The sequence below is a fragment of the Methylocystis sp. Uni0008 genome (assembly GCF_056838045.1).
Genome location: NZ_JBXEJH010000002.1, coordinates 122,268 through 145,859, shown reverse-complemented (window position 1 = coordinate 145,859; position 23,592 = coordinate 122,268). Strand labels below are relative to the sequence as shown.

Sequence of the window (23,592 nt, the reverse complement as noted above, 5' to 3'; positions counted from 1 at the left end):
AGACGTTCAGGACAGCGGCGATGCTGGGGGGTCCCCCATTGGACCGTTAGACGTCGCGAACGACGCCCTCGCGTCAATGGATGCAATGACCGCGCCACCTGCAGCGCAGCCATTGCGCCGTTGCAGGCGAATGATGACGAGGGCCTGCGATGCTTTAAGGTTCCTGTCGAAACAGCCTATGAGCGATTTGCTCAAATGGGCTGCCGGACGGCGCCAAGGTGCTATGAATGTGGCGCCGCACGCTGAAAAGATTCGCAGTTTGCCTAAAAGGAGCGATATCTCCGGCGTATTTCTTTGGGCGCGTCAAAGCGGAGGGGCTGACTGAGAGCCGCTACGGCAGTGGCGGTAATCACTTCAGCGCCACGACCGATCAATCCCAATATCCTCTTCGACACCGCCAAGCACATCTCGGCGGCCGCTGCGTGCGCGCCTGCGCCGAAGTGCAAGGAACGTTCGCGCTGACGTTTACTGGGCGAAGCTTTAATCAATGGTTGCAGCAAGCCACGACCAGTTGTTCTTCAATTCGGAATGCGTCAGTTGCGCCGCGTGCGTACAGGCTTGTCCTAGCCATGGGCCGGTCGAAAAGAGCCTGTCCGAAGTAACCGTCATCATGCCGAACCCGCTCAAACCCGACGGTCCGTCATTATGACATGCCAAATTGCGGCATGGGCTGTGGCATCAAGGCCGAGACCCGCAACGGCCGCATCACTCGCATAATTCCTTGGAAAGAGGAAAGGCAAAACACGATCATAGCTGCATCAAAGGCCGGTTCGCCTCTCACTATTACAATCATTCTGATCGCGTGCACTCGCCTCTTGTACGTCTCGAGAGTTCGTGCTCCTCTTCATTGGCTTTCCATCGTGGAAGCAGGGAACGCCACTTCACGGCTTTCTCGCTTAGTGACATGCTATCTGCGGGCCGACCGGTCAGCGGCGCCCAGCGTAGCGACTGCGAACCGAGGATATAGTCGATGCGCGTCATGGTTCTTGTGAAAGCGACGCTTGAAAGCGAGGCCGGCCTCCTGCCGTCGACCGAGCTCCTGGATGCGATGACGAAGTTCAACGACGAACTAATTGACGCCGGCATCATGCTCGCCGGCGAGGGCCTACAGCCATCCTCTAGCGGTAAGCGCGTTGCGTTCAACGGCGCCGACCGAGCCGTCTATGACGGGCCATTCGAGGAGACGACGGAGCTAGTCGCTGGATTTTGGCTTTGGGAGGTCAAGGACATGGACGAGGCGATCGGGTGAAGCGATGCCCCAACCCGATGCCCAGCCCCAGCGACATCCAAATCCGTCCTCTATATTGAAGCGGCCGACTTGGGCGACGCGTTGACCCCGAAATCGCTTAAGCGAAGACCGCATCCTCAGCAAGCTTCCGGATATCTAGCGCCCGGAACAAACCTTCGATTTACACGGGCGGCTTATCTCGCGAAGCGGCACGGATTTTCTTGCGCGGAACGATTAGCTTGGCGGCGGGCTACGCTCGAGCCGCGATTCTGATCTAGACATTTAGTGGGATTGCGTCATGGGAAGTCTGCTCTGGACGTCGAGTGTGTTCTTCTTGCTGGCGATGGCGCCGGTAGGAGCCAATCGTCCCCTCACCTAAGGATAGCAAGTGAAGCTACAGTTTCTGTTATGGCGGCTCAAGGCTGCACAGGTGGCAAATGGAACTGATGACGGGGTTTGCGAAGTCGAGGGTGCTCGGCGCGGCGACGGCTGCGATTTCAGATTCGAAGGGGGCTAGTTGAGAACTAGAGCGTTGACAGCGCTCGGCGGTTATCCGCGAAGCGGGGGCGGCGAGGGCGATCAAATGAGGGGCCTGCGGGCTTGTTTCTTAATGCTTGGCCCTCGGCCAGCGTCGATTACGTATTGCTTGTCTCGCGTGTGCCGGAGCCTTTTCACCGCTGTCGTCGCGAGGGTTTCTCAGCTCTTCGGTTGAATCTCGTAGCTGCCTTCTGAGTGCGCGCCCATAGATGTGCCGGCCATCATAGCCCTCGCGGTCAAGGCGCACGACGATCTCAGCGACGCTGCTGCACGCTCCGGCGCGAGCAAGTTCGAACGCTCGCTCGATTGCTGTCTTGTCGGCGTTCATGATAGCGTTGGCTAACTAGCGCCGCTGCGCGGGGCGTCTATACGCCCGCCGATGGCTAGAGTGCGTCCATGCCGCGCGGGGAGATCTTGCCGGCTCACTTGTTCGCCATCGCTTTGCAGGCCAGCACTGCTGTCGCTCCCGCGGCGGCAAAGTGCGCTCAAGCTCAGACGTGGCGTATTCTCGCATTCCCGCCGGTTTTTGACGCGACGAATATGTAGGTGGTCATTTTTTAATGCTGGCGCATGACGAGCATATTGGAGCCGCCACCCTTCTCGCGCACGACTACGCCGCTCGCATGACTCTAACCCGCTTCTACACCAAGCATTTCGGGCGCATCGCCGGATTGTTCGCGGCCTGACCTTCAAGTCGAATCGCTAACAAAGCGCCCGGGTAGGGTATGCGGCAGCCCTCTCGCGGCCAATGACGAACCGATCGTTGTGGCCGTCGTCGAATATCAGCGCAAAAGCGCACAAGACGCCATCTCAAAAGCCCGCTGATGACCGCGGGATGGTCCCGCGGCGATCTGGGCGGCGGGAGCTTCGGAGCCCGTATCGTGCGAGGCGCCGCCGATGACGCGCGGGGCATCGCAGCGTCCCATGCGCTCGTCGCGCTGCCCGACAAAGAGGCCGGCTTAAGGCCCTTGCAGATTACATCCAAAGCCGCCTGACGAATGATCGTCTCACGTACAACCCAACAAGACGTTGACGGACACGACCCAGGCGACGATGAGCAGAACGTGGGGAGCGTAGGCGGCGATTTCTGGATTCTGCGTCACTCCCTCAAATCCTCGAAGACGAGAGCGAGCTGCTCGAACCCGGCCGCTATGACGAGCCGACACTCGGCGCAACGACGGCCGTCAATCAGTAACAGGCCTAAGCCGCGTCTCGCGCGGCTGATGCGATCAACGACGATGAGCCGTGGCTCGGCTGCAGGGCCACGGGCGCGGCCATCCTGAAAAGGCGTCGCTGCGCGAGATTGCGCGAGACGACCTGACGGCGCGATGAAGAAGACGACGACAGCGACAAAGGCGGGATGGACTCTTGCTTCAACCTGCCGCATCTGCCGGGCGGCATGGCGTGACGCGGAGGCCGGGCCGATGACCGATCGTTCCAACGTCAAGGCGCGGCTTCAGCCGGGCTGCCGCTTCGCACCATCATTGCGCTGAGATGGCGGCTCAAGCGCGCGCTGTTGCGCGTGACCAACAGATGCGACGGTGTCCATCACGCAAATCGTTCGACTATCTCGAGAGCGCAGAGTGCTGCGGCCGGAAGTCGGATCAGTTCCGGAAAAGGCTAGCGTGACTTATGGCCGCGCGGGGATCATGCGGTGCTAACGGTTCCGGGCCGGCAAGCGCTTCAGGCTCGGCTGGACGTTAAGCAGGCCAAGGCGTGGGCGGTCGCGAAGGAGCGCGCAAGGCCACTGCCGTACGATTTGCTGCATAGGCTTAAGCCTTACATTGCGCCCACGCCGTCCCTGTCGTCGCCCCCTAGCGACGCCCGACCGTGGATGTAACGGCGGGACGTTTTTGGGTGGGGCGCTCGCGGAACTCACCGACGCTTTTTGAGTTTTGGTATTGGCGCGCCCACGCTTCCCTTGACTGGTGCGTCACAGTGGAGACGAGGCAATGCCTAATGGAGAAATTGCAACAAGCAGCGTTGGTCCAACGATCGAACTCAAACAAGAAATCGAGGCCCTAGCCGAGTCCGCAATGGCGCCGGTCCAGTCCGCCGCCCTCGATCTTCAAGAGAACGCTCAAAGCGCCGTAGGTCAGGTAAAAGACGCCGTGACGGCCGCGCTCGACGCGCTTGCTCAAAGCGGCTCCGCGGATCAGATGCGGGGTTATGCCAATGCGGCGATGGGCAAGACAAAGCTCGCCGTCGCTCTTGCAACCCAATCTCCCGAGCTCGTCTTGGCGGGTCTAGCGCAGCAAGCGATAGGCGAAATGCAGAAATTTGTGGGGAAAGCAAAATCGGCCGGAGACCCGGAGGAACGAGGCTCTCGCCGGCGCGCGTCCTCGAAGCAGACCTAGACGAAGGCCAGTCGTTCAAGCGGAGAATGGCCCCTCTCGAAACGGAGCTGGAGTCTCAAACATGCAAGCGAAAAAGAGCATGAGATCACCCAAAAAACATACGTGTTCGTCAGTATAGGGGCCATTATCTTAGGCGCTTTCGCATATCTCGCTCTTGGCGCTTTGAAATACAGGCCGCTGCAGGTGCGGCCAAACCAACGGCCCAATGAGCGCGATGTTGCCAGCGGCCGCTTTGGTAACGCCATTAACCGCCATCAGGTGAAACTCGACTATCCCAACGGCCATCACGACGCCGCGCCAGGCGATTTCCGTCTCGTCAGCCGAGTATCGACCGGCCAGAGGTTTGACAATTTGAAAGGCCGACGCCCTCAGTGCTAAGCCGACGCCGTGTCTCACTCCCGAGATGCTCACCGAAATATGGCCGAGTCTCCTCGCCATACCGCCCCGCATCTCTCGCCCGACGCTCCGCCTTGCCTCTTGCCTCCAAGGCTCCACGCGCCTACAGTCATGTCTGCGCCGGCCGAATGGGCTGACGTTACGCATCACCTCCAGCTCGGCCGGCGACGGCCGGGCTTTTTTGTGCGGGGGATGCATGACAATCCCCACCACGGCTGAAGTGGTGGAATTTCCGTTCCCCAAAGCGCGTCGCATGCTACTTCGCAAGGCGCTCTATTGCTTTGACAACGCTTCGAACGCAGGTCTTGGCTCTGGAAAACGCTCGACTGCAAGTCTCCAAGCACATTTGAGCTGGTGTCTGGTCGCCCCAAGCGCTAGCTTCCTGTCCGGCGGGGATTTCTGGAGATGCGCTCGATGAAGCGCCTTGTTCTCGTTGACAGGACGAGCAACCGCGTGTGCGGTGACACGTCGACTTCTGGACCGCATGCCCGGATTTGCACCCAGATTGCCGCTCAATTTGACGATGATATTGCGGCCTTGGCCGCATCAGCTGCGCGCCTTCTCTATCAGAGTCTAGGCAAGAGCGCGCATGATTACGTCTTCACGCCATTTGCCGAGGACCGAGCCTCAGACGGCTACTTGATATTTAACTGCAGCTGCGAGGACAGATCGCCGCCAATCTTACCGGACGCGTTAGACCCTAAGGAAGCGATCTACTCCGTCATGACGGGCTGTTTCTATGTGGGCTACGTCCGCCGCCTTCATTGACAGTCGGCCTGCGCCTAATTCCCATCGATCTTCGATTCCAATTTCTCCAAGATTGCGTGAAGCTCGGTGGGCAGCGGTTCGCTGATGCTCTCCGTGAGTTTAATGCGTAGTTCGCTGCCGATGCGCTGGAGAACTGCGAAAGGCAATTCCGGAGGTTCGCGAGCGAGCGGGACGGACGGGCTGGATCGTTTCGTTCAGCGTTTGCGATTGATGACCCGCAGGACCAGCGGTAGCGACTTCATCAAGTCGCCGGAAATTCTGGCAGTGGATCAAAGGTCTTCGGTAAAGTAATTGGACCGCCCGACACTGAATGCGCAGGCTGCTGTGGAAGCCTTGTTTGCATCGTCAACAGTTCCAAGAAGGCGGGCTCACCCGCTTCTCTCTTAGCGACGCGTCTCGCTTGCGGATACTCGAAAAGGAAAATTCGGAGAACGACTAGCAGATCCGCTGCTCGTTCCCTGGCCCCTAGCTCGAGAACAGAGCGATAGTCAAAAACAATCATATCGCGCACAGTGGCTGCCCCTCGTTCCAAATTGAGCAGATAGCCCCCGAGTAGCGCGCGATGTCTGAGCGAGGGGGAAACACCCAAAATCATTTCATCAGAGTGAATGCCGGTCCATGCGACGCACTGCACCAGTGTGATCATCATGCCCACTCCTCGGGCGCAAAGCGCACTCACACAAAGGCCCTCGTGCCATCGACGTGACCTGCCGAAATTCAAGCCTGACGACGGCGCGACCAATAGACGCTACCTATCGCCCTATAGAACATTTTTGTCGACCTTCGTAAGTTCGAAAAATTACCTAGTCCTTATGGCTGCTGGTCCCGGGAGCCGTTGGATACCTTTATGATGAATAAATTAGATGCGCTGGCTGAGAGCGGACTTTGAGGCGGTGGACTGCCCAAGGTCCCGTCGCCGTGACGAAGGCTGGCAAGGTCGTGGATGATGCTGTGAAGGCCACGGCGGATCACGCGTGTTAAATTAACCTGTCGTCTTTGGATCTGATGCCATCATGTGGCGGCCATTCGTGTCGACCGCGGTCAGAAGCATGATCCTGGCGACCTATTGTTCGGAGGGACTTGACCAAAGCCGGCTCATTACTATGCCGATACGCCCCGCCAGCTGGCGACTCTGCTCGTATTCGCCCTCGGGAAAAGCGCGTGAGAGCTTGCTGTTGGGCCGCGTTCTTGAGCGATTGTGCGACCGCGGCGCTTGCCCTGTCCCGACGCGATCCTACATAAGCCTGCGCCTGTCGTTATCCGTCCTCGGCAGCGGCAGGCGTTTTGTCTTGCCACTTGCCCGCGGCTCGGATCAGGGTCGCGGTTCTTAAGACGAGCCGCTGCGGAGTTACGACAGCCAATGGCCGGCCGCCAACCGACATCTCGGCAATAGCGCAAGGATGAAGACGACATGGCCGAGCGCCCGACCCGTCCCGGAATAGGGGCATCGTTTGTATCTCTCGTCGCCGGAGTTGGCCTGCTTACGCTCGGGACATGGATCGGTCCAAGCTGGGAAGGAATCGTGTTTGACGCTCTTGGGATGGCTTCTCTGGTCGCCCTACTTTGGCTGTTCTAGCGATGAGCTCTGGCTAGGCGAGGCCCATAAGCTCCCGAACCGCTGCAGCTCAGCGCGGCGCGAAGCCACCGACATGCCGATATTTCCAAACAAAAATGAATGCGGAGCGATCCGCCTGCTCATCAGGTCTGTTTAGCGGGTCCAAGGGTCGCTCCGACTGTGGCTCCAAGGAACGCCGCCTGCCGCGGTTCCGATCAAGCCGAACAAAGAGCCAACCATGGCGCCACCAGTTGCGCCAATCGCGGAGCCGAAAATTGCGGAAATCTCTCGCTCGCTGCGGGCTGCCATCAGGTACGCTCCGAACCCGTTAGAAGGGCGGGGGCGTCGCGACCCAGAACCTAGGCGGTAGTCATGGCAAAAATTGTGGTCCAGGCTTTTGCTAGGGCGACGCATGACCAAAGAACCAAAGAACAACACACGATGCGATTGCGCCGTGGGAACAAAACCCTCGCCCCAAAGGTTGTCGCCTTGGGCGGCAGCGTGATGAGCGAACAAAACAACGGAAAAACCGACCCGATCGCTCGCGAACTTCAGGAATTGCCCTTGGCCGGTCTCCAGCAAATCGGCAAGGAGCTACGGATTATACTCACAGAGATCATCGGCGAACCGCTGCCTTCCGAGCTACACGCGCTATTGGAGAAATTGGAACGGCAGCTTGATCGGAAGTAGGCACGCAGCGCTGTGTCGGTGGCGGTCGCCCATTAATGGTGGCGACGGACGTAGCCTACATAGAAGCACGCCATCATAACTTCGGCGGTCATGGCAGGGTCGCTATGCCCCTCGAAGATCAGAGGTGGCGCGCTCGGCGTATCGCAATCAAACACGAAATAGCCATCGGTGTCTGCAGTTGCGAACGGCGTAAAACCATATGCGCGGCATGTTTTGCCGTATCGTTCGTCCAACAATTTCGCAGCGCGAATAGCAAATGTGACCCGATTGCTTTGGCCTTTGGCGGCAATCTCCGCCCACTCGCGCGAATCCAACGCCAGAGCGGCCGTATCAGCGCGAACCTGATTCTTCTTATCGATCAGAACAATGCGCGTCGGCGTGACCCTCCGCGGGCAAAAAGAATGTATGGAATGTTAGCACAAAACAGGGATAACCCCCAGAATGCTAAGGCTCTAGAGCGCGACTTTCGTTCATGCGATGCAGCGTCGTTCGACTCCGGCTGCTCTCGCGGGCGTTGTTGCCATTGACGAGAGCGTCGGCCTGATGATCCGGAAGCGACGCCATTTCGGCCATCTCTTTCCCGCGGCGCTGTCGGCAGCCCACTTTCCTCGGTCAGCCGCCAAGAGCAATGACCTAGGGCGAAGCTTGCCTTAAGCGTGCACACTTACCGATTCGAGAGGGAGTCCGTCGAACCGCCATACCTCACCTGGCCGACGGGCGGGCGCCCAGCTCCGAACCGGAGCGTGGGGCAGGGACTCCGTCCGGCGAAAGCGGGGCGGAGTCTTCGCTTTTCCGATCTCTGGCGGAGCGCTTGCATACCGCCTCCCCGCTGACGGCTGTTTGCGGGCGGTGTATTCTTGTTCAGCTTGTTCGGGGAGCTGGTCGGACGTAAGCTTCGACTGCGCGAAAATGTTTCGCTTGGCTGTATTTAAAGGCTTTTCTCGTGAGTCTTGAGTCTGAAGAGCTTTTGAGATTGCGACGGCAGAATGCCTCGATAAAGGCGCAGCTGGCCGTGGCGCAGCAGCGGTATGACGAGGTCTGTCATCGGATCAAGAACGAATTGCAAGTTTTCTCCGCGCTCTTCGCTGCGCAGCGGAGACAGTGCGGTCATCCGGAACATTGCGACGTCTGCATTTCGCGCATCTTGCGCCACTACTGCGCTCCACAGCGTCCTTGATACAAATGAGCGCGAGATATGCCATCTCGGCTCCTTCGTCAGGCTTCTCGCTGACACCCTGCATTCAGCTTTCGACGGCCGCTTTGAGTACATCGTGTAAGTAGACGGCGATTTTGAGATTGACTGCGCGCGCGCCAAGTGTGTCGGGCTCGTGGTCGTCGAAGCGACGATCAACGCCCTCAAATACGGACTTGCCGGTCACGAAGCGGGCAGGATCGAGACACGCATCCGGTGTTCGGAAAACGAGATCGAGCTCGTCATTGAAAACGATGGAGAGCCCTTCCCTTTATCCGCCTTGTCCCAGACGACTGGAGTTTCGGGAAAGGGGCTCAAGCTCATGAGCGATATCGCGAAGCAGCTCGGCGGCGCGCTGGTGATCGCGCCAAGCGCCATGGGAACTGCCGTGCGGCTGACTTTTCCGCTCGTTCCACCCGTGTGACTGGAGCGAGAACCGCTGTCTTTCTTCAATAAAGACGCGAACGGCGTCGCGCTCGCCTGTGTCTACCTCGAAGATGATCCGAGCCGGCTGAGCATTCGACTCTGCGACCAAATGCACGATGCCGGGCAAACCGGCAATTATGGCATCAAAGGCAATTCTCTGGTCGGATACACAAACGACGTTGTCTTCGAATGCCCCCCGACGCGAGCCGCCGTTGCACTGACTCGAAAACACGAGTGGGAAATGCAATGAGGACGGCACGGCCGCACGCGTCTCGACGCTGAAGGGCGATGACCTCTTTGGACGCGCTTCATGGGAAAGAACTTCACCAATCGAAGTAGGCCTCTCGACCAAGGAACTGACGAATAGAAAAACGCCCCGCCGTTACACCTACGGTCGGGGCGTTCCTGGCGATGACGTGGGGCGGTCATCACTCGACGTAATGCAGGGATTAAGGACTATGCCGCAAATACTCGGCCAGTGGCCATGCGCCGATTCTGTCGCCATGATGGCGATTGGCGACATCGGGTTCTGTGGAGAATGGTCGAGCCAACGTGCCAACTGATCAAGGGCCTGCTTCGCTCGTGGATAAGGCCGCGACCGCGAAGTTCAGGGCCATTACATTCCTTGACGAGACGGAAATGCCCGCGTTGGTGTGACCGAATCTAGACGATTTCCAACGGGAGTGATGCACGTAGCGCGCCGGGCGTCTCTGTCGTCGCCTCAACGATCTTTGTCTCTCCACGCCAAACTTCGCTCGGCGTCGAACGTCAATGCTTCCCAAGCGATGTCTAATCGTACGCCAATTGGCGACTCAAATTCGGCGGCGTGGCAGTTCGTCAACGCTTCGCGAAGCAGCCGCGAGGATCGCGATTCTGGTCCGCTTCAAATAGAAGCGCGCGGTAGATGGGAAACGGATCAGAATCGTGCGCCACCAAATGCGACGCATGTGACGTAGCCCCCTAATCGCCCGGACACGGCCCACCCTTAAGATAAGGGTTAATGCCGTCGGCAAAGACCCGCCGATCCAGCGTTAGGGCTGAGGCAATCCTTCCAGACAGCCTGTATAATGCTGCAATTTCCTGGCGGCGGACGACTTTCCGCGCTGACCCAATGTCCAGACGGCATGCCGAGCTATGCCGCCGAACCGTAGGCGATCGCCTCGGGCCGGCCACTCATCTCACGCGCTACCGGTCAGTTAGCACGTTCAGTTGCGGGCGTGACTACGCCTCGGCATGGGACCAGGATAGGAGAGGACGGTCTTACGCAAGGAATGAAAGCCAATACAGGCATGCAGCGCCCTCCCCTCCCAGTAAATCCTCCTAGCGGCAGAGCATTCCACTCTGCTCTCATTCAACGAAAATTCGGGCAATTGGTTCCGTGGGGAAATTTGACCGAATGGATGTTCTTGCTGACCAAATGATAACAGATCCCGGAATCCCATCGCAAATATGCACTATCTGGTTTTGTTTGTGAACGGCGCGAGGACTCAAACATAGAACCGCCTTTGATTAGAAATTAGCGCCCGGTTTGGGATTTCGACCCTGCGCAGCTCAAAGCCAAAATCCTACCGGGCTTCTGCGCGCAAGAGAGCGTTGCTTGGGGACGATCACAAGAGTTTCGCGGCCCCCCACGACAAATGGCTCGACCCAGCCAAGAAGCACGCCGCCCAGAATTCAGGGGCCGAGAATGAGGCAGGCGGATGACGTAAGGCGTCCGGTTAATGATAGTCGGCAGCAGGCCGGTGTCGCGACGGAGTTTGCGAGCGCTTTGGAGGGTGGACCAAGTCTTTGATCGAGTACTATGATAAATGATGCTCAGCCGCCGCGAGTTCACCACGGCCTCGCTTTCCAGCTCCGCCGATGCGAATGCCATCGTCGTCGACCCCAAGCCGCTGTTCGAAATCTCGCCGTGGCTCTACATGCAATTCATGGAGCCGCTCGGCGCTACCGACAGCTCGGTTGAGGCCTGTTGGGATTATGACGCCGACGATTGGCGTGAGGACTTCGTCGACGCCGTGCGTGAGCTCGCGCCGGGCGCCATCCGCTTCGGCGGCCTCTTTAGCCGTTACTACAAGTGGCGGGAAGGGACCGGCCCGGCCGCCAAGCGACCGCCGATGCGCAACTATGTCTGGGGCGGCTGGGAGACCAACCGTGTCGGCACTGACGAATTCGTCGATTTGTGCCGCCGCGTCAACGCCGAACCGTTCTTCTGCGTGAACTTCCTGAGCGACGGGGAGAAGCGCTACGCCGCGCGCGCAGGCGGCGCCAACGAGGCGGCGGAGTGGGTGCGATACTCCAAGCTAAAGCTTTGGCAAATAGGCAACGAGACCTCATATGAAACAGCGTGCTTCACCAAGGACGAGGCGATCGCGCACACCATCGAGTTCGCAAGGGCAATGCGGCAGGTTGACACTTCAATCAAGCTGATCGGGTGGGGGGACCGCGGGCACGACGGAAAGCTTTGGGCGGCGGACATGGAAAAGCAGGCAGGCGAGCTCATCGATTTCGTCGCCATCCACATGATGGGGCAGAACCCGAAGCGGCCGGACACGGTTCTCAAAGGCCTCCGCTATGAGCAGGACCCTGCGCGCGCATGGGAGGAGCTGGTGGAGCTGTCGGAAGCGGTGGAGCAGCGCGCTGTGGAGATCGAGCAGGCGACGAAGAAGCCGATTGCGATCACTGAGGGGCATCTCAGCCTGAGCCCCCACAACGCCAACCCGATCCTGCACGAATGGCTCTCGGCGGCGTACCACGCGCGGTCGATGAACATCTACCAGCGGCATGGCGGACGCATCCGTATCGCCACCGCGTGCGACCTGCAAGGCAATCGCTGGACGACCACGGCGCTGATGGTGCCAACGCCGCGCGGCAGGAGCTACCTTACGCCGGTCGGGTCGATTGCGCGGCTGTTCCGCAAGCACAACGGCACGCATGGGGTAGCGGTGAAGTTCGCGCCGGCGGGTCTCGATATCGCGGCCAGCCGCGCAGGCAACAAATTGTTCCTCCACGTGGCAAACATCCAGTACGACCGGGCGGTAGAGGCGAGCTTCCCGGGGACGAAAGGCGGCCGTGTGGTCGAGATAGCGCCGGAGAACCTCAGGAGCTATGTCACCGAGGACCAGCCCGACGTGTTCCGCCCACGGGAAATGGAGCTGAAGACGGCGTCTTGGCGGTTCCCCGCAGGATCTGTGTCAGCCGTCGAGTTGGAGCTATCGACGCCGGGCGTCTGACCGGTCATACGTCGGCTGGCGCTGCATGCAACCGTGCTGGCGGAAAAACTTGAGTTGAATGCCTAGCTTTTCCTCCAAGCATTGGGACGCAGAACCGGACGTCGGATGGCGGGCTGACGGGCGCCGACTGGGATGACGCAGCGCGCGGAATGCGACGGACTGCCGGATGCGCGCGCCGGGGAAATCTGCCGGCGGCTTTCCTGCATGTCGTGCTCCCGCAGCCTATTATACGTCGTTCAAAAACTGACGGGACTAAAATCGCGCTGGGGTTCGCATACCCGGTCATGAGATCTGCGAGCTTTGCACGATTTCCTGCGCTACGAATTGTACCTGTCGCGATTGCTAACCAGACGCCGTCCGGAAATCGGGTCGACTAAGTACACGTAAAGATATTCTCTCAGAGGCAAGCCGGGATTGGCCGCCTTCCGCTGCTGCTCGCAACTACCGCCATGCCTCAGATTTCGCTATTCAGTTAAGGAGCGCTCTCGGAGAAGGACCTTCGCTTGAAAATCACAGTCTCAACGCCACAGCTTTCATGCAAGGACGGATCTCATGCAAATCAAAGAATTTGGTGTGGAACGCTGGATGTATCTCTACGAAGAGGATTCCGAACTCAATCTTGCGGAAACCTGCGTCGAATCTCTAACGGTGGCTGAATTACTGAAGATTGCTGACAAGGAGGATGCATCGCTCGGTGAGATCCTGCCGATGAAGCTGACATATGGCGAGATCGACGGCACAGAGCGGCTGCGTAACAATGTAGCGTTACTGTACGAGAACCAAAGCATGTCCAATGTGATCATTACACATGGGGCGATCAGCGCAAATGCGCTCGTCTATGAGACACTCATCGAGCCGGGCGATCACATGATATCCGTGCTGCCAACCTATCAGCAGCACTACTCAATTCCCGAGAGCTACGGCGCTAAGGTCGACGTTTTACGTTTGCGCCAAGAAGATGCATTCCTGCCGGATCTCGACGAACTAAAGCGAATTGTCGCGCCGGCTACGCGCCTTATCGCCTTCAGCAACCCCAACAACCCAACCGGCGCGTTGATGGAGCGAGAATTTCTCGAGCAGATTGTGCGAATTGCCCGTTCCTGTGGGGCTTATGTCTTGAGTGATGAGGTCTATCGTGGCACCGATCAGCAAGGCACGGGCTTCACCGCGTCAATCGCGGACCTTTATGAGAAGGGCATCAGCACGGGCAGCATGTCGAAGACCTGGTCGCTCGCGGGCTTGCGCATAGGTTGGATCGCTGCGCCCGTCGAGGTGATTCAGCGCGTACAGATCCATCGTGATTACAACACGATCAGTGTCGGAATGTTGAACGATCTGCTTGCGTCGATCGCACTTGAAAACCGAGGCGCAATTCTGGAACGCAATCACGGAATTTTACGCACAAATCTCTTCTTGCTCGATGACTGGATCGCCAAAGAATCGCGTTTGTCATATGTGAAACCAAAGTCTGGCACAACCGCATGGTTACGCATCGATGCCGCCGTGACGTCTCGTGACTTTTGCGTCGAGCTACTCAAGAAAAAAGGCGTAATGTTAATGCCCGGCAGCGCTCTAGATAGCGAAGGTTATGTGCGAATCGGCTATGCTAACAACCGGGGTGTGCTCGTGGCAGGTCTCGCAAGAGTGTCGGACTTTCTGCGCCACATCAACAGGTAACATCGGCAGGGCTGAAGGCTGGAAATTCGACGCCAATAAGACCAGCTGCGCGCCAGGCCGTCGCGGGATGTTTGTTACACTTGCCCTACGCCGCTGCGCGCCCTAGCGGCGAACGCTTGCAGCCGATATTGGAGCGCGGCCGCAGCCTTTTAGAACCGACACGGCGTTCGGGATACGCCACGCTTCGCAGATGCCCAGGTGTTGCAGGCGCCGACGTGAGCGGCGTCGGCGGACAGACCTAAAATCCTAATAGCGCCCTTACGTCGTTCGAGAGCAAATTCCGCCTCGTGAGTTCACCCTTGGCGGATGGCCAAGCGCGAGCGCGACATTAAAGTGAGACACGATCATGCCTGAATCTCTGATGGGCCTGGGCATAGCGGCCCTGGTCTTTCTCATCGCAAGCAACCTTTTTCACGAGTTGCGGGCTTGGCGCGCTCGAAGAGGCGCACGGCGCTGATCATCGCGGAGGGCGCACATGCTCGACATTCTGTATCTTGGCTTCGGTCTCCTGCTTTTCGTGATCATCGGCGCCTACGCCCGCGCCTGTGCGCGACTTTAGGGTGAGTCGCATGTCGGAACCCGTCATTGGACTGATCGTCGCCGTTCTGCTCGGCGCCTACCTCGCCTACACGCTGCTCCATCCCGAAAAATTCTGAAGGGAGGCCCGGCGAAGACCGGGCGTTCACCATGACTTCCATTGGGCTGGCGCAAATCGCCATCGTCCTGCTTGCCGTTATCGTCGCGGCTGTTCCGCTCGGCGGTTACATAGCCAAAGTTTTGGCGGGTGAGCGCACCCTGATCACTCCCGCGCTGGCGCCCGTCGAACGCGCCTTCTACAGACTCGCCGGCGTTGACCCTACGAGGGAGCAAAACTGGCTGGCGTACGCGATGGCGGTGCTCGCCTTCAGCGTCATCGGATTTGCTTCGCTATATGCTTTACAGCGGCTCCAGGCCTATCTGCCGCTCAATCCACAAGGCTTTAGCGGGGTTCCTGCAGACCTCGCCTTCAACACGTCGGTGAGCTTCGTCACCAACACGAATTGGCAGAACTACGGCGGCGAGTCGACGATGAGTCACTTGACGCAAATGCTCGGCCTCACCGTGCACAATTTCGTGTCCGCTGCGACGGGGCTCGCGATGGCGTTTGCATTGGTGCGCGGTTTGTCGCGCGCCGAGTCGCAGACAATCGGCAACTTCTGGGTCGACCTCACCCGATCGACGCTTTACGTGCTCCTGCCGCTTTCGGTCGTCGTCGCGCTCGTCCTGGTCGCTCTGGGCGTGCCACAGACGCTCCAGGGTTCGATCGAAGCGACGACGCTTGAGGGCGCGAAGCAGACGCTCGCCATAGGACCTGTCGCCAGCCAAGAGGCGATCAAGGAGCTTGGCACCAATGGCGGCGGCTTCTTCAACGCCAATTCCGCGCATCCCTTCGAGAGCCCGAACGCTCTTACCAATATGCTCGAGATCTGGTCGCTCCTCGTCATCCCCTTTGCGACAGTTTTTGCTTTCGGACGCGCAGTCTTGGACCATCGGCAAGGTCGCGCCATCGCTATCACCATGATGATCGTGCTCGTCGCGGGCGTGTTCGTCGCCTACTGGGCGGAGGCGCATGGAAATCCGCTGCTGACCGAGATCGGCGTCGATCCTTTGCCCGGCAATATGGAAGGCAAGGAAGTGCGCTTTGGTCCGGCGATGAGCGCGTTATTCGCCGCGGCGACGACAGGCACCAGCTGCGGCGCCGTCAACGCGATGCATGACTCCTTCATGCCGCTCGGCGGTCTCGTGCCCCTGTTCAACATGCTGATGGGCAGCATCGCGCCAGGCGGCGTCGGCGCGGGCCTTTATGGCTTCTTGGTGCTGGCGATCATCGCCGTTTTCGTCGCCGGACTCATGGTCGGCCGCACGCCAGAATATCTCGGCAAGAAGATCGAGGCGCGCGAGATGAAGCTCGCGATGCTGGTGGTGCTGATCTATCCGCTCACGGTTCTCGTCTTCACGGGCGTTTCAGTCATGCTTCAGACCGGCCTCGCCAGCCTGAACAATGCGGGCCCGCACGGGCTCTCCGAAATTCTCTACGCATTCGCTTCCGCCACCGACAATAATGGGTCGGCTTTCGCCGGGCTCAGCGGCAACACGCTCTGGTACAACACGACGCTTGGCGTCGCCATGCTGCTCGGACGCTTCGCCTTCGTCATTCCCGTGTTGGCGATCGCGGGTTCGTTCGCAGCGAAAAAGAAAGTCTCCGCATCAGTCGGCACATTCCCTACGCATGGCCCGCTCTTCATCGGCCTGCTGCTCGGCGTGATCGTCGTTCTCTACCTGCTTCAATATTTTCCGGCGCTCGCGCTCGGCCCCATCGTCGAGCATTTCGCGCTGCTCGCAGGAAAGACCTTCTAAGGAGCATGTCCAATGTCGCATAAGGTCGCCGCTCCCGGCTTGTTCGACGCCGCGATCACCAAGCGGGCTGCCGTCGACGCCTTCAAAAAGCTTGATCCGCGTCGCCTCGCGCGCAATCCAGTGATCTTTGTCACGGAAATTGTGTCGGCGGTCGTCACGGCGTTTTTTGTGCGTGATCTCTTTGCGCAAAGTGACGCCGCCTTTTTCTCCGGCCAAATCTCCGCCTGGCTTTGGTTCACCGTGCTCTTCGCCAATTTCGCCGAAGCGGTCGCCGAGGGGCGCGGAAAGGCGCAGGCGGACGCTCTGCGCAGGACGCGTAGCGATTCGCACGCCAAACGGTTGATTGATCCGCAAAACAATAGCGGGATGAAGGACGTCTATGAAGGCGTCTCGGCGCTTGATCTCAAGCTCGGCGACGTCGTGTTGGTCGAAGCGGGCGACCTCATCCCCGGCGACGGCGAAGTTATCGAAGGCGTCGCCTCGGTCAACGAATCAGCGATAACGGGCGAGTCGGCGCCGGTGATTCGCGAGGCGGGCGGCGACCGGTCGGCGGTCACCGGCGGCACGACGGTTCTTTCCGACTGGATCAAGGTCAAGGTTACCGCGGCGCCTGGTTCGACCTTCATTGACCGTATGATCGCGCTCGTCGAGGGCGCGCAACGGCAGAAAACGCCAAATGAGCTTGCGCTATCGATCCTGCTCTCAGGGCTGACGATCATTTTCTTGATCGTGTGCGTGACGCTTTGGCCTTTCGCGGCGTACTCCGGCGCAGCAATTTCGGTCACCGTGCTGATCGCGCTGCTTGTCTGCCTGATCCCGACGACCATCGGTGGACTCCTGTCCGCCATCGGCATCGCCGGTATGGACCGGCTGATCCGCTTCAATGTCATCGCCACCTCCGGTCGCGCGGTGGAAGCGGCGGGCGACGTGGACACGCTGCTTCTCGACAAGACCGGCACCATCACCTTCGGCAATCGCATGGCGGACGAATTCGTTCCGGTCGAAGGGGTTTCGGAGCATGCTTTCGTTGAAGCGGCGCTGCTTGCCTCACTCGCGGATGAAACGCCGGAAGGCCGATCGATCGTCGCGCTGGCCAAGAGCGTTCTTCACTCGTCGACGCCAAACCTCGGCCCCGAGGCCCAGATCGTTCCATTCTCCGCGCACACGCGCATTTCCGGCGTCGATCTTCCCGGCCGAACGCTACGCAAAGGCGCGGTCGACGCCGTCGCCGCGCAAGTTAAGTCTGTTCCTGTCGATTTTGAGCGCGCGGTGGAGCGCATCTCGCGCGCGGGCGGGACGCCGCTCGCGGTGTCTGAGAATGGGAAGCTGTTGGGCGTCATTCATCTGAAGGACATCATCAAGCCTGATATTAAGTCGCGCTTCGCCGCCTTACGCGCCATGGGCATCAAGACGGTCATGGTCACGGGTGATAATCCGATCACCGCCGCGGCGATCGCCGGAGAAGCGGGCGTCGACGATTTCATCGCGCAGGCCAAACCCGAGGACAAACTCTCCTACATTCGCAAGGAACAGCAAGGCGGCCGGCTCATCGCCATGTGCGGCGACGGCACCAATGATGCGCCCGCGCTCGCTCAAGCCGACGTCGGCGTCGCCATGCAGACCGGCACGCAGGCGGCGCGCGAGGCCGGCAACATGGTCGACCTCGACAGCGATCCGACGAAACTCATCGAGATCGTCGCGATCGGCAAACAGCTGCTGATGACGCGCGGATCGCTGACGACATTTTCAATCGCCAACGACGTCGCCAAATATTTCGCGATCATTCCAGCGCTGTTTGTCGTCGCCTATCCGGAACTCGAGGCGATCAACATCATGAAGCTCGCCTCGCCGCATTCGGCGATCCTCTCCGCGGTGATCTTCAACGCGCTCATCATTGTCGCGCTCATACCTCTCGCGCTCACCGGCGTCCCGTACCGGCCCATCGGGGCCGCCGCGCTGCTGCGGCGAAACCTGCTGATCTACGGGCTGGGCGGGCTGATCGCGCCTTTCATCGGCATTAAGCTTATTGACCTGGCGGTCTCGGCCATACATCTCGCGTAAGGAGCCTCAAGATGTTCTCCCATTTTCGTCCGGCGATCGTCATGATCCTGCTGTTCACAGCGCTGACCGGAGTGCTCTATCCGCTCGCGATCACCGGCGTCGCCCAGCTCGTTCTGCCTGGGCAGGCGAACGGCAGTCTCATCGAACGTGAAGGGATCGTTGTCGGCTCGGCGCTGATCGGACAGAATTTTGGGTCCGACCGCTATTTTCATGGCCGACCGTCGGCGACGACCGGCCCCGATCCGGCTGATCCATCCCGAATGGTCGACGCCCCGTACAACGCCGCGAACTCGATGGGCTCAAATCTTGCACCGACGTCGAAAAAGCTCGTCGATCGGGTTAATGCGGCGATCGAGGCGGAATTCGACGCTGGTCGCATCGACATCGTGGCGGCCGACGCCGTTACCACCTCCGCCTCCGGCCTCGACCCGCACATTTCGCCGCAGTTCGCGCTGGCGCAAGCGCCCGCCATCGCCAAGGCGCGCCATCTCAGCGAGGCGCAGGTGCGCGGGCTTGTTGAGGCGAATACCGAAGGACGCGTTCTTGGCGTGATTGGCGAGCCGCGAGTGAATGTGCTCTTGCTGAACATGGCGATAGATCGCTTAAATTGAGGATGACGCCAGAAGGTAGACGTCTTTGGCCCGTAATGACGAAGACTTCGACCGCCGACCTGATCCCGACGCGCTCCTTGCCTTGAGCGACAAGGAGGGTCGAGGGAAGCTACGCGTATTCCTTGGCGCCGCGCCCGGCGTCGGCAAGACCTATGCGATGCTGGCGCGCGCGCAAACCGCGAAGGCTGAGGGCGTTGATATTGTCATAGGCGTGGCTGAGACCCATGGACGCCTCGAAACGCAGACGCTCCTCAATGGTCTCGAAACGCTTTCGCGCCGCAAGTGCGACTATCGCGGCCGGACCATTGAGGAATTCGACATAGATGCGGCGCTGTCGCGAAAGCCTCAGCTCATCGTCGTCGACGAGCTCGCGCATACCAATGCGCCTGATAGTCGTCATCCCAAACGCTGGCAGGACGTCGAGGAGCTGCTCGACGCCGGTATCGACGTATGGACGACGCTGAACGTCCAGCACCTTGAAAGCCTCGCCGACGTCGTATCGCGCGTCACCGGCGTCGCCGTGCGAGAGACCGTGCCGGATCGTGTGCTGCAGAACGCCGCGGACGTCATCCTTGTCGACATCACGCCCGACGAGCTGCTCCAGAGACTGAAGGAAGGCAAGGTCTATGTTCCCGAGACCGCGAGACGCGCGACGCAGAATTTCTTCACGCCGCGCAATCTCACGGCGCTGCGCGAGCTTGCCTTGCGTCGAACGGCCGAGCGGGTCGACGATCAAATGGTCGACTTCCTTCGGCAAGGGGCGATCGAGGGTCCCTGGGCGACGGCGGAGCGTTTACTTGTTTGCGTCGGCCGCGACGCAAAGTCCGAAGCCGTGGTCCGCGCGGGCGCCCGGCTCGCCACAGGCCTCAACGCGACATGGATCGCGCTCTACGTCGAGCGCGCTGGCCAGGAAGAACGGTCTGCGGATGTCGTACGAAATGTCGACCATTCGTTGCGTCTGGCGGAGCGGCTCGGCGCCGAAGTCGCACGCATCTCCGGAGATGATCTCGTAGACGAAGTGCTGCGCTTTGCCCGACGTGAGAATATTACCCAGATTGTGCTGGGTCGTTCGCCGTCCCGGCCATTTCCCAGGATTTTGCGTCGGTCGCTGACCGACGAAATTCTTCGACAATCGACTGATATCGCGGTTCACGTCGTCGTCCAGGAAGATAGCGGGCTCGCAGTTGCGCGCAGCCCGAAACTTCCGAGCTTATCGGAGACGTCGATTGGCGCCGCCGGCGCTGTCGTTGCGGTCGCCGCGACGTTGCCTGTTGCATATGCGCTCGATCGCTGGCTCGGCCTCACCAATCCGTCGGCGATCTTTCTCCTCCCCGTGGTGCTCTGCGCGGCGCGCTTTGGAATGTGGTCTGCGATCATCGCGGCGGTTCTTTCCTTTCTGGCCTGCGACTTCCTCTTTTTCGATCCGCGTTACGAAATGACGATCTCTCAACCGCAGGAGTTTCTATCGCTCCTCGTTGCGCTGATCGTCGCCGTGATCACGGGAATGCTCGCGAGCAAAATGCGGGATTATGCGCGAAACATGCGCCAGCGGTCTCAGGCGGTGCAGTCGCTCTTTGAATTCTCGCGTAAGCTCTCGACGATAACGACGATCGATGACATCACTTGGGTCTCCGCTCTTCAAATTCTGAAAGTCGGGGAAGCGTCATGTGTCGTCCTTCTAATTCCGGAGGACGGCGGATTGAGAGCGGCGGCTTCCTGGCCGCCGGTGGACCAACTGGATCCTGGCGAACTCGCCGCCGCGCGCTGGGCTCTGGAAAAAAGCGAACCGGCCGGATGGCGGACGGACACGTTGCCCAATGTGCGGTTTCAATTCCGACCTCTTGCGACAGCGCGGGGGGTCGTCGCAGTTTGTGGGATCGAGCCCAAGGCGCCCGAGGAACCGCTCGCCGCTGCGGCTGAGAGCACGATATCTTCGCTCATCGAGCAGACGGCGCTCGCGATCGACCGATCCATGCTTGTCGGCGAATCGGTCAAGGCTGCGGCGCTCGAAGAGAATGAAAAGTTGCGGACGATTTTGCTGTCCGCCCTCTCGCATGATCTGCGCACGCCGCTAACCTCGATTACCGGCGCGGTCACCAGCCTACGTGAGCTTCGAGAGAAGCTTCCGCTCGAGGCCCGCGATGACCTTCTGCTGTCGATCGAAGAAGAGGCCGGCCGCCTATCGCGCTTCATCGCTAATCTGCTTGACATGTCGCGCATTGAGTCAGGTGCGCTCGCGCCAAGCAGTGAGCTCGTCGACGTGGCGGAGGTGATCCGTAGCGTCCTCGCAAGATCCAAGAAAGCGTTTCCTGCAATGGACACGTCAAGCAGCATCGCGCCCAACCTGCCGCCGATCCGCGCCGATGCCAATCTCCTCGGTCAAGTGCTCTTCAACCTTATCGACAACGCCCACAAATATGGCGGACCGACCGGCGCGATCATTCATGCCCGCCCTGAAGGAAGCGATGTCGTCATCACCGTGACCGACGAAGGACCCGGCGTGAAGACGGCGGATCTCGAGCGCATCTTCGAGAAATTCTATCGCAGCGGACGCGTTGACGGCCGCAAGGCGGGAACGGGGCTCGGCCTGTCGATCTGTCGGGGGCTGGTAAATGCTATGGGCGGAACCATTGTCGCGCAAAGCCCCGCCGTCCGGCGCCGAGGGACGAGAATGATTATGCGCTTCCCCGCCGCAAGCGAATCGAAGCGAGGCGTGGCGGCATGAGCGGCGCGAGCGTTCTCGTCGTCGACGATGAAACTCAAATACGCCGCATCTTGCGGCCATCGCTGGCGGCAAGCGGCTATGAGGTGTCCGAGGCTGCGACAGGCCGCGAGGCGCTCGCAGCCATATCGGCGAAAACGCCCGATCTCGTCATTCTCGACCTCGGTCTTCCAGACATGGATGGAAAGGAGGTGCTGCGAAAGCTGCGAATCTTTACGCGAACGCCGGTAATCGTTCTCTCAGCGCGTGACCGGGAGTCGGAGAAGATCGCAGCGCTCGATCTCGGCGCTGACGATTATGTCGAGAAACCCTTCGCGATGGGAGAGCTACTGGCGCGCATGCGCACGGCGCTCCGGCATTCACTGGCTTTGGAGCCAGAGCGGGTCGTCGGCGATACACTTGTCGTGAACGTCAAATCGCGCCTGGTCACAAAAAATGGCGCGCCGGTGAAACTGACGCCGAAAGAATTCGATCTCTTAGCCTTTCTCGCTCGCCATGCCGGCCGTCCGTTGACGCACCGAGAAATTCTAAGAGCCGTGTGGGGGCCGGCGCATCAGGACGACAGTCAATATCTGCGCGTATTTGTTGGCCAGCTGAGAGCAAAAATAGAGGACAACGCCGCGACGCCCAAAATCATCCTGACTGAACCCTGCGTTGGCTACCGATTTATCGATTCCGAGTAAGAAGAACTTCAGCTTGTCTCGGCTGCTGGCTGACATATCGATGATAAAATCGTCGGTTTGTCGAGAGAATGAGTGTGCTAAGATAGCCTTTGCTTGATCCGTGTGCCCTCGGAGAGCCTGTGGCGCCAGCGGCGGAATGATCTTTGTGAGTTTCCTCAGGTTCTAGGTTGCTGCAGCCACTCGGCTAGGACGCCATTCTGCCCACGTAACCGTAGCGTCCGACAACAGAGGTGGCGATCAATCCCGCGGCTGCAGTAGAATCGGAATCATCGTCCATGGCGCATAGCGTGAGGACGATTTCGAGCCGTCTCGCCCAGGCTCTTGACCCAACGAACGCGCGGAGGGCTCAGCTTGCGAAATTGGCGTGAAGATGAAGCAGTGACCTTGGTCCAAATCCGCGAATTTGGCCCCGAAGACCATGTTCCCTGCATACTTGGTCGCTCCGGCGATTTCCCGCAAGGCCGAGAATATCGGTGCGGCCGGGCGCTTAGCTCAAAATTCGCGCAGTCCATGGCGCCGCGCTTGCCTCGCATTACTGCGCTCCGACCTACGCGACGCGCCATTTGCTCTACGTCCATCGAGTAGCGGCGCGCCGGTTCGCCAATCTGACCGATTAGCCGCATCAGCGACGCCGTCGGCCAATACCTCCAAAAATGCTGCGCTTGTGTCTCGACCCTGCCGGCGCAAGAAACCCGCCTGGCGCTTGAACGACTGGTGCAGGGCTAAGACGTCTTCATTGCTCGCCATCTCAACAAACCTTCGAACTGTTTCGCTAGTCCAACTCTTATTTGAGCGTCGGTTTCCTGCGTTGTGCATTGTAATGTTTCTTTTCTGTTCGGGGCAGCCGAGTTTAGAGATGGTTGAGCTCATGGCGTCTTTGACGAAGGACCGTGTTCGCGCACACAGCCATTGGGACTCAAGTGTGAGAACGAATTATAGTCGATGATCGAGTGATGTGGCCACCAACCTTCGATTGACACACCATGCCTTCCTCAAAGTCTGCGCTTCATTGGTAAACGAAGCGGCGGCATTCATAGGACTCCGACTGAGTCGGAGACCGGA

Annotated in this window: 15 protein-coding genes and 1 pseudogene; 14 read left to right on the top strand and 2 right to left on the bottom strand. The window is 59.6% G+C overall.

What is annotated here, in order from left to right:
• Positions 1-487 precede the first annotated feature (487 nt).
• The 3 genes and pseudogenes from AC0X69_RS20540 to AC0X69_RS20530 form a co-directional block, all read left to right on the top strand.
• A complete protein-coding gene (locus AC0X69_RS20540; protein WP_482613787.1) occupies positions 488-649 on the top strand; it encodes a 4Fe-4S binding protein in 162 nt (53 codons plus the stop codon).
• A gap of 1 nt (position 650) precedes the next feature.
• Positions 651-992 (top strand): hypothetical protein, encoded by a 342-nt coding sequence (locus AC0X69_RS20535; protein WP_482613786.1) that lies wholly within the window; start codon positions 651-653, stop codon positions 990-992.
• Positions 971-1,339 (top strand): annotated as a pseudogene (locus AC0X69_RS20530) (YciI family protein); the annotation flags it as partial. The gene AC0X69_RS20535 and the pseudogene AC0X69_RS20530, both read left to right, overlap by 22 nt.
• Before the next feature lie 4,188 nt (positions 1,340-5,527).
• Here AC0X69_RS20530 and AC0X69_RS20525 read toward each other — a convergent pair.
• On the bottom strand, positions 5,528-5,935 hold the full coding sequence (locus AC0X69_RS20525; RefSeq protein WP_482613785.1) for a hypothetical protein: 408 nt from the start codon (positions 5,933-5,935) through the stop codon (positions 5,528-5,530).
• A gap of 1,278 nt (positions 5,936-7,213) precedes the next feature.
• Here AC0X69_RS20525 and AC0X69_RS20520 point away from each other — a divergent pair.
• Positions 7,214-7,531, top strand: coding sequence for a hypothetical protein (locus tag AC0X69_RS20520; protein ID WP_482613783.1), 318 nt, complete (start codon positions 7,214-7,216; stop codon positions 7,529-7,531).
• A 928-nt stretch (positions 7,532-8,459) separates the two neighbouring features.
• On the opposite strand, the gene AC0X69_RS20515 is transcribed toward AC0X69_RS20520, so the two are convergent.
• The gene (locus tag AC0X69_RS20515) at positions 8,460-8,642 is read right to left on the bottom strand and encodes a hypothetical protein (RefSeq protein ID WP_482613864.1); all 183 of its coding nucleotides are present in this window, start codon (positions 8,640-8,642) and stop codon (positions 8,460-8,462) included.
• Between AC0X69_RS20515 and AC0X69_RS20510 the strand changes: the two genes are divergently transcribed.
• The 10 genes from AC0X69_RS20510 (at position 8,592) to AC0X69_RS20465 (ending at position 22,530) form a co-directional block, all read left to right on the top strand.
• Positions 8,592-8,708 (top strand): hypothetical protein, encoded by a 117-nt coding sequence (locus AC0X69_RS20510; RefSeq protein ID WP_482613848.1) that lies wholly within the window; start codon positions 8,592-8,594, stop codon positions 8,706-8,708. The two genes, AC0X69_RS20515 and AC0X69_RS20510, sit on opposite strands and share 51 nt — an antisense overlap.
• A gap of 151 nt (positions 8,709-8,859) precedes the next feature.
• Positions 8,860-9,147 carry an ATP-binding protein gene (locus AC0X69_RS20505; protein WP_482613782.1) on the top strand — a complete coding sequence of 96 codons (288 nt, stop codon included), beginning with the start codon at positions 8,860-8,862 and terminating at the stop codon, positions 9,145-9,147.
• A gap of 1,810 nt (positions 9,148-10,957) precedes the next feature.
• Positions 10,958-12,379, top strand: coding sequence for an alpha-L-arabinofuranosidase family protein (locus AC0X69_RS20500; RefSeq protein WP_482613780.1), 1,422 nt, complete (start codon positions 10,958-10,960; stop codon positions 12,377-12,379).
• Between the two features lie 552 nt (positions 12,380-12,931).
• Entirely contained in the window at positions 12,932-14,056 is a 1,125-nt protein-coding gene (locus AC0X69_RS20495; RefSeq protein ID WP_482613778.1) for an aminotransferase, read from the top strand.
• A gap of 569 nt (positions 14,057-14,625) precedes the next feature.
• Positions 14,626-14,712, top strand: a complete 87-nt coding sequence (gene kdpF / locus AC0X69_RS20490; RefSeq protein ID WP_367119267.1) for a K(+)-transporting ATPase subunit F — start codon at positions 14,626-14,628, stop codon at positions 14,710-14,712.
• A gap of 31 nt (positions 14,713-14,743) precedes the next feature.
• Positions 14,744-16,453: a potassium-transporting ATPase subunit KdpA gene (kdpA, locus tag AC0X69_RS20485; RefSeq protein WP_482613777.1), complete on the top strand. Its 1,710-nt coding sequence runs from the start codon at positions 14,744-14,746 to the stop codon at positions 16,451-16,453.
• 12 nt (positions 16,454-16,465) lie between these two features.
• A complete protein-coding gene (kdpB, locus tag AC0X69_RS20480) occupies positions 16,466-18,514 on the top strand; it encodes a potassium-transporting ATPase subunit KdpB (RefSeq protein WP_482613775.1) in 2,049 nt (682 codons plus the stop codon).
• An 11-nt stretch (positions 18,515-18,525) separates the two neighbouring features.
• Positions 18,526-19,125: a potassium-transporting ATPase subunit KdpC gene (kdpC, locus tag AC0X69_RS20475; protein ID WP_482613774.1), complete on the top strand. Its 600-nt coding sequence runs from the start codon at positions 18,526-18,528 to the stop codon at positions 19,123-19,125.
• Between the two features lie 25 nt (positions 19,126-19,150).
• A complete protein-coding gene (locus AC0X69_RS20470; RefSeq protein ID WP_482613772.1) occupies positions 19,151-21,850 on the top strand; it encodes a DUF4118 domain-containing protein in 2,700 nt (899 codons plus the stop codon).
• Positions 21,847-22,530 carry a response regulator gene (locus tag AC0X69_RS20465; RefSeq protein WP_482613771.1) on the top strand — a complete coding sequence of 228 codons (684 nt, stop codon included), beginning with the start codon at positions 21,847-21,849 and terminating at the stop codon, positions 22,528-22,530. The genes AC0X69_RS20470 and AC0X69_RS20465 overlap by 4 nt, the downstream gene beginning before the upstream one ends.
• Positions 22,531-23,592: the final 1,062 nt, after the last annotated feature.